General features: G+C 47.2%; 5 protein-coding genes. 4 read left to right on the top strand and 1 reads right to left on the bottom strand.

All coding sequences use genetic code 11. The annotated features are described in order from the left end of the window. On the top strand, positions 1-2,047 hold a 2,047-nt coding region (locus tag PMG71_RS07605), incomplete at its 5' end, for an efflux RND transporter permease subunit (RefSeq protein ID WP_283753058.1). A gap of 146 nt (positions 2,048-2,193) precedes the next feature. Here PMG71_RS07605 and PMG71_RS07600 read toward each other — a convergent pair. Further along, positions 2,194-2,604 carry a TM2 domain-containing protein gene (locus PMG71_RS07600; RefSeq protein WP_283753057.1) on the bottom strand — a complete coding sequence of 137 codons (411 nt, stop codon included), beginning with the start codon at positions 2,602-2,604 and terminating at the stop codon, positions 2,194-2,196. Between the two features lie 425 nt (positions 2,605-3,029). Between PMG71_RS07600 and PMG71_RS07595 the strand changes: the two genes are divergently transcribed. The 3 genes from PMG71_RS07595 to PMG71_RS07585 all read left to right on the top strand — a co-directional run bounded on the left by PMG71_RS07595 (position 3,030) and on the right by PMG71_RS07585 (position 6,267). Next, on the top strand, positions 3,030-3,629 hold the full coding sequence (locus PMG71_RS07595; protein WP_283753056.1) for a superoxide dismutase: 600 nt from the start codon (positions 3,030-3,032) through the stop codon (positions 3,627-3,629). 134 nt (positions 3,630-3,763) lie between these two features. Then, on the top strand, positions 3,764-4,762 hold the full coding sequence (locus PMG71_RS07590) for a phage tail protein (protein ID WP_283753055.1): 999 nt from the start codon (positions 3,764-3,766) through the stop codon (positions 4,760-4,762). A gap of 107 nt (positions 4,763-4,869) precedes the next feature. Then, positions 4,870-6,267, top strand: a complete 1,398-nt coding sequence (locus tag PMG71_RS07585) for a DUF4159 domain-containing protein (RefSeq protein ID WP_283753054.1) — start codon at positions 4,870-4,872, stop codon at positions 6,265-6,267. The last annotated feature ends 25 nt before the right edge of the window (positions 6,268-6,292 follow it).

Genomic DNA, 6,292 nt, shown 5'->3' with positions numbered 1-6,292 from the left:
AGATCCCCCTAAATCCCCCTTAGAAAGGGGGACTTTGCCTTTAGATCCCCCTAAATCCCCCTTAGAAAGGGGGACTTTGCCTTTAGATCCCCCTAAATCCCCCTTAGAAAGGGGGACTTTAAGTCTACAACCCCCCTTTTCAAGGGGGGCTGGGGGGGATCGAGATCTGCCCATCTCACCCTACCTAGAAGCGCAAAAAGCCGCCAGTCAACTCGAATCTGCCCTCTTAGCCTCCACCTCCACTAACCTAGTTGCGGTCTTACCCTTTGTCCTCATTGGCGGCTTCTTCTCCCTGCTCTTTAATGAACTGATCCTCACCATCAGCTTTTCCGTCGCGGCCTCGATGATTGTGGCCTTGACCGTGGTTCCCATGCTCACCTCCCGATTATTGCGTGTGCGGCGATCGAGCGGCTTGAACAGGGTGGGCCCCTTACACTGGTTTAACGAGCAATTCCTGTTGATTACAGGGGGCTATGGACGGATTTTAAGGGGGGTGATTCGACTGCGAATTGTGGCGATCGCCTTGGCGGTGTTGATTCTCGGTTATGGTAGTGTTCGCCTGGCTTCAGAAATTCCCCAGGAACTGCTTCCCCAAATCAATACCGGACAAGCTCAATTATTTGCCCAATTTCCGCCGGGAACCAATCTCGAAACTAACCAGAAAGTGATGAAAGCGGTGGATCAAATTTTGATCGATCAACCGGAAACTGAATATGCCTTTACGACTACGGGCGGATTTTTGTTTGCCAATCTCACCATTGAAAACTTGCTGCGATCGAGTAGTAACATTACCCTGAAACCGGGGAGCAATATTAAGGCGTTTATCGGTAATGTGCAACGTCAACTGGATGAGCTGAATTTGGTGAATATTCGTTTGCGCTTATTTCCCGATTCGGTGCGCGGTTTAATCTTGAATAATTCCCCGGTTCGGGGTGATATTGATTTAGCCATTTCTGCGGCCCTTGGCCCCGATGGCGTTGAAGATCCAAGTATTCTGGCTGGGGCGGGTCGCCAAGTCCTGAAAGCGTTGGATGAAAAGGTGACTTTAGCCCAATTTCGCCCAGATGCTGACCCCTCCCAACTGGAGGTACAAATCCGTCCCGACTGGGAAAGAATGGCGGATTTTGGGGTGACGGCACAGGAGTTAGGGGAAACGTTGGAAACGGCTATATCGGGAACGATTCCCACAAGGCTGCAACGGGGGAATCGGCTGGTGGATATCCGGGTACAGTTGGATCGACAGGCTCTACAGAGTGTGGATGAGTTGCGACAAATGCCTTTATTTTCACAAAATAGCCGCCCCATTCGTCTACAAGATATAGCCCGTTTGGATAAGGGAACCGCGCCAGCAGAGATTCAGCGCATTAATGGGCGATCGGTTTTTTTAATTACGGGCAGTTTGAGTCAGGGGGCGAGTTTAAGTGATGCTCTCGCACAAGTGGATGCGGCTTTAGAGAACTTGGAACTGCCTCCAGGGGCGCGGGTTCTGCCTTCGGTGGCGGCCCAGTCGAATCAACAACTGCAAGAGGCGATCGCCGTTTTGGGCAGTTTAGCGGCGTTCTTGGTGTTTGTGGTCATGGCAGTTCAGTATAATTCTTTAATCGATCCCTTGGTGATTATGCTTACGGTTCCCCTGGCTCTAGCAGGGGGAATTTTAGGATTGTATCTCACGGAAACGGCGATCGGGGCCACAGTGTTGGTCGGCGGTGTTTTATTGGTGGGCATTGTCGTCAATAACGCGATTATCATGGTCGAATTAGCCAATCAAATTCGCGCCGAATCCGGACTAGATTATCGTAGCGCCATATTAAGAGCGGCTCCCCAACGACTGCGCCCCATTTTAATGACTACCATTACCACAGTTTTAGGCTTATTTCCCCTAGCTGTAGGTTCAGGAGAAGGGGGAGAATTCTTGCAACCCTTGGGTGTGGTGGTTTTTTCGGGTTTATCTTTGGCAACCCTCTTAACTTTATTTATGATTCCTTGTTTCTATGTGCTGCTCCACGAAGATATTGGCGAAAAATTGCTGAGATTGCCGAAAAAGTAATATCCAGTCCGCTTGACAACCCTAATTAAGAATCTAGGGAGCGAGACGCTCCCACTCCAGTCCTATGAAGGGAAAGGAAAAACATCTTGCTCGCTGGTTATATCCTCTAACTGGACTTAGTATTACCCATTACCGGCACATCAGCACTATATGTTTTTGTAGATCACAGCTCCGTCATGGTCGCGGTTTTCAACATTAACGAGTCCGTGCTTGGCCAAGCGATTGAGGATTTCCTTAACTTCTTCTATGTCGGCTCCAGTTTCCATAACACAATCACTGAGGGTTGCACCTCGATATTCTTTACAAATTTTGAGGATGCGTTGTTGAAGCTTGCGGCTGGGCAGTCCTGGTTTACTACCGTTGAAGCGGCGATCGAAGTCTTCATCAGAGGTTAACAGAAGACCTACAAAGTCAAAGATAGAGAGGAAAGCTGGAATAAAAGTCCAGCAGAAGACGAGGTAGAGAACGGCAAGAAAGGTTTGGCCGAGGTAAAACTTGTGGACACCAAACCAGCCAAAAAAGAAGGCGAGGAGAATCGCAAGAACTTTGTTACGCATAAAAAATTGCAACTCTATGCTTACTGTTATAAGTTAGCATATAATTCAGGTTAAAAAGGAAATATTACGCAGGAAACCTAGAGGCAGAGATCCCTCTATCTTCCTAGAAAAATAAGCCAATCAATGCTCTTCTCTCTCAAGGTTCTCTAAGGAGAATACTTCAAGGATTTACACTACATATTAAGTGATCGGTAATGAGTAACAACTCATCTCATCCCCCATCTGCCCGTACCCCTATACTCGATTACCGTTTTGCGTTAGACTGGGAAAAAGATGTAAAGATTTATGTCTGCAAGGGTTTCCCTCTGCAATAAGTAGATCCCACTGCCTATTGCCTATGGATTTAGAGACTTACACTGAATATGGCTCTAAAGTGAAACCCAAACTCAATCATTGAGAATACCTACTTGGAGAAGAAAGACACCATGGGATACGAACAACCCGCATTACCTTATGCAAAGGATGCTCTAGCGCCCCATATCTCAGCCAATACGCTGGAATTCCATTATGGAAAGCACCATGCGGCTTATGTCAACAAGTATAATGACTTGACAGCCGGTACAGAATATGCAAGCAAATCCATTGAAGAAGTGATTAAAGCAACGGCTGGCGATCCGTCGAAGGCTGGTATTTTCAATAATGCAGCTCAAGCTTGGAATCATTCCTTCTACTGGAATTGTATGAAATCCGGTGGGGGTGGTGCGCCTACTGGTGCTTTGGCTGATAAGATTAATGCAGATTTTGGTAGTTTTGACAAGTTTAAGGAAGAGTTCAAAACGGCTGGCGGAACCCAATTTGGTAGTGGTTGGGCTTGGCTGGTACTCGACAATGGTACTTTGAAAGTGACCAAAACTCCGAATGCTGAAAACCCCATGACTCAAGGACAAACTCCTCTGTTAACCATGGATGTTTGGGAACATGCTTATTATCTGGACTATCAAAATAGTCGTCCCAATTATATGACGACTTTCTTAGATAGTCTGGTGAATTGGGATTTTGTGGCTGAAAATTTAGCTAAAGCTTAGTCGATTAAAAATACCGGTGGTAGGGGTGTTTCATGTCCGCAAGGAAGATGAGACACCCCTACCTTTTAGGTATGGATGACAATCCTATCTACAGGCGATCTATAGTTGAGATTGAATGTGTAACTCCCAAAGCCATGACCCTTGCCCGTTCTAGTCCCCTTTATCTTGATGTGATTCCCATGCGTCTGCCGGATGCAGACCCGGAATTAATCGAAAATGACCCCTTAGCGCCCGAAGGTATTCCTTTATTGCTGATTCCGGGAGAACCCAGTCAGGTTATGGTGAAGCTGGGGAACCCTGGAGAACAACCCTTAGATGTGACCCTGGAAGTTAAAGGTAATTTCCCCCAAGCTTGGTATTCTTGCGAACAAGAATATTCTCAAATTGCTCCGGGAACGACCCAAGATATTGTGCTGGAATTTCAAGCGCCGGATGATTTTTTTGAAGGGTTTTTCGCCCTAAGAGACCATTCGAGTTTACGGATTAATTATAGTGGGCGACTTCAGGTGTATGGGGCGGTTCCGGGAACGGCAAGCCAATTAATTGATGTGGCGGATCTGAATTTTTATGTGCGTCCCCAATCTAAGTATTTAGACTTTTTGCCCCAAATCTATCGGGAAGTGGATTTTGTGGGGCGGTTTTTGAAGATTATTGAGGAAACCTTTAACCCGGATGTGCAGATGATGGGCAGTTTATCGGCCTATCTCGATCCGTTGACGGCTCCTGAATCGATGTTGCCGTTTTTAGCCCATTGGGTGGGTTGGGAATTGCAGTCTTATTTGAGTTTAGATCAACAGAGGTTATTAATTCGCCGCGCCCTAGAGATTTATCGCTGGCGAGGTACTCGCAGAGGGTTGCGATTGTATTTACATTTGGCTACGGGTTTACCTCTAGATGAAGAGGTGGAACGGGAGGAAGATAAACATATTGCCATTTTGGAAACGTTTAGCCAGGGCTTGGTTTTGGGCAATTCGATTTTAGGACAAGATGCCCTTTTGGGGGGCGGGCAACCGTTCCATTTTCGGGTATATTTGACCATGGATACTCCGGGGTCGGTGGATGAGGCTTTGGTGCGTCAGGTGATTGAGCGGCAAAAACCGGCGTTTTGTACCTATGAGTTGTATATTGGGTAATCGGTAATGGGTTCTTTTGGGAAAAGTTAATTAAATTTTAATTTTTGTCTAAAGATGACAGTTTTATGGTCATACTGTCTGTTACAGATGAGGATTAAATAAGGCTTGTGACTTTATCTGCTGATTCGGGAAGCGGTACAGAGTTTCCCTACCCTGTTCCTCTAGAACGGTTGGTTGTTCAGGATGGTTTGCTGTTAAATGCTTATCGTTGGCAACGGGCCCATGATTACCATCGACAGCGCCAAAATTTGTATTATCAGGCGCTCCATCAACCGGGAATTGTCTATGGTTTGGGGGTGCGGGTGATTTCTGCTCCTGATAGCATTGCGGCTCAGTATCGGGATGGACGCTGGGTGGAGGTGCAACGGGGGATGGCGATCGATCGCATGGGGAATCCGATTATTGTCGATGAGGCGATCGCCTTTCGCATTGCTCTCACCCCCAAAGAAACCCCGGTTACCGTGTATTTGGTTCTCAGTTATGTCGATCCGGAAACCCTACAGCGCAGATCTGAGGCGGAATGGGTGGCGGAAACCTTCCGCATTGATGAGAAAACCACAGCTCCATCGGGTTTAGAGGTGGAATTATGTCGGTTGCGGCTCTCTCCCGGAACGGTGCAGTTATCCCCATCAACAGATGTCTTTGCCCCCCAGATGAATCAGTTAGATCACCGCTATCGTTCTACTGTGGGAGTACGGCCCCAAGGAATGGTACAGGTGGCTTATATGCAGGGGGGAAATGGAGGCGATCGCCTGACCGCTTCTAATTTATCCTGTTTACTACAAGCATTCTTAGCCCTCGATCCAGGAATGCGAGGCATTGAGGGAGTCGCTGGGGTAACTTGGAGCAATACAGAGACCTCCGAAGGGGTAGAAGAGTCCTGGGAAGCAACGGCTGCTCGTCAGGGATTAGCTTGGCAACACTATGATTTAATCTATTTAAGCTATGAGCAAGCCCTGAATACCAATGAAGCTCAACAGGCCAGTTTACGAGCCTATTTAGGATTAGGGGGGGTTATCTTCATTGAGCTATTGGAAGACGAAACCCAAGTAGACGAGTTAACTTTTGTACAGCAGGAACTGTTAGAGGCGATCGCCGATATTGGCGATACGGCTGAGTTACAAGACGTAAAAACCCAGTTAAACGAAGAATTAGCCGCCTGTGAAGAAGAACTCACTCGCCAAATTGAAGAAATTTGTAGCTCCATCGAACAATTCGCCCTTAATCTAGGCATGTCAGGCGCTCATTTAGGGCAGTTATCCCCCTGGCATCCCCTGAAAACCCAACCCTTTTTATTTAGCGCCTTACCCAAAATTCAGCAAAATCCAGTACGGTTGTTTAATTGGGGAGGGGTGGTTTTGGCGATCGGTGATTTATCCTTAGCTTGGGGACTCGATAGTGGTCTAGAATTACCCAGAGAAAAAATCCGCAACGCCCAAGAACTGGGGATTAATCTCTTGCATTTTGCCTGGCGCAGAAGACACTTAACCCAACTGCAACAGTAGGTTCAGAGGACAAGAAGGAAAAGAC

It is taken from the genome of Roseofilum acuticapitatum BLCC-M154, assembly GCF_030068475.1.
Classification (GTDB): domain Bacteria; phylum Cyanobacteriota; class Cyanobacteriia; order Cyanobacteriales; family Desertifilaceae; genus Roseofilum; species Roseofilum acuticapitatum.
The sequence above is the reverse complement of the archived record's forward strand: the minus strand, read 5'-3'. Positions and strand labels throughout refer to the sequence as shown.

Coding starts and splice junctions, on each gene's coding strand:
- PMG71_RS07600 (WP_283753057.1), bottom strand. CDS start 2,604: ATGCGTAACAAAGTTCTTGCGATTCTCCTCGCCTTCTTTTTTGGCTGG.
- PMG71_RS07595 (WP_283753056.1), top strand. CDS start 3,030: ATGGGATACGAACAACCCGCATTACCTTATGCAAAGGATGCTCTAGCG.
- PMG71_RS07590 (WP_283753055.1), top strand. CDS start 3,764: ATGACCCTTGCCCGTTCTAGTCCCCTTTATCTTGATGTGATTCCCATG.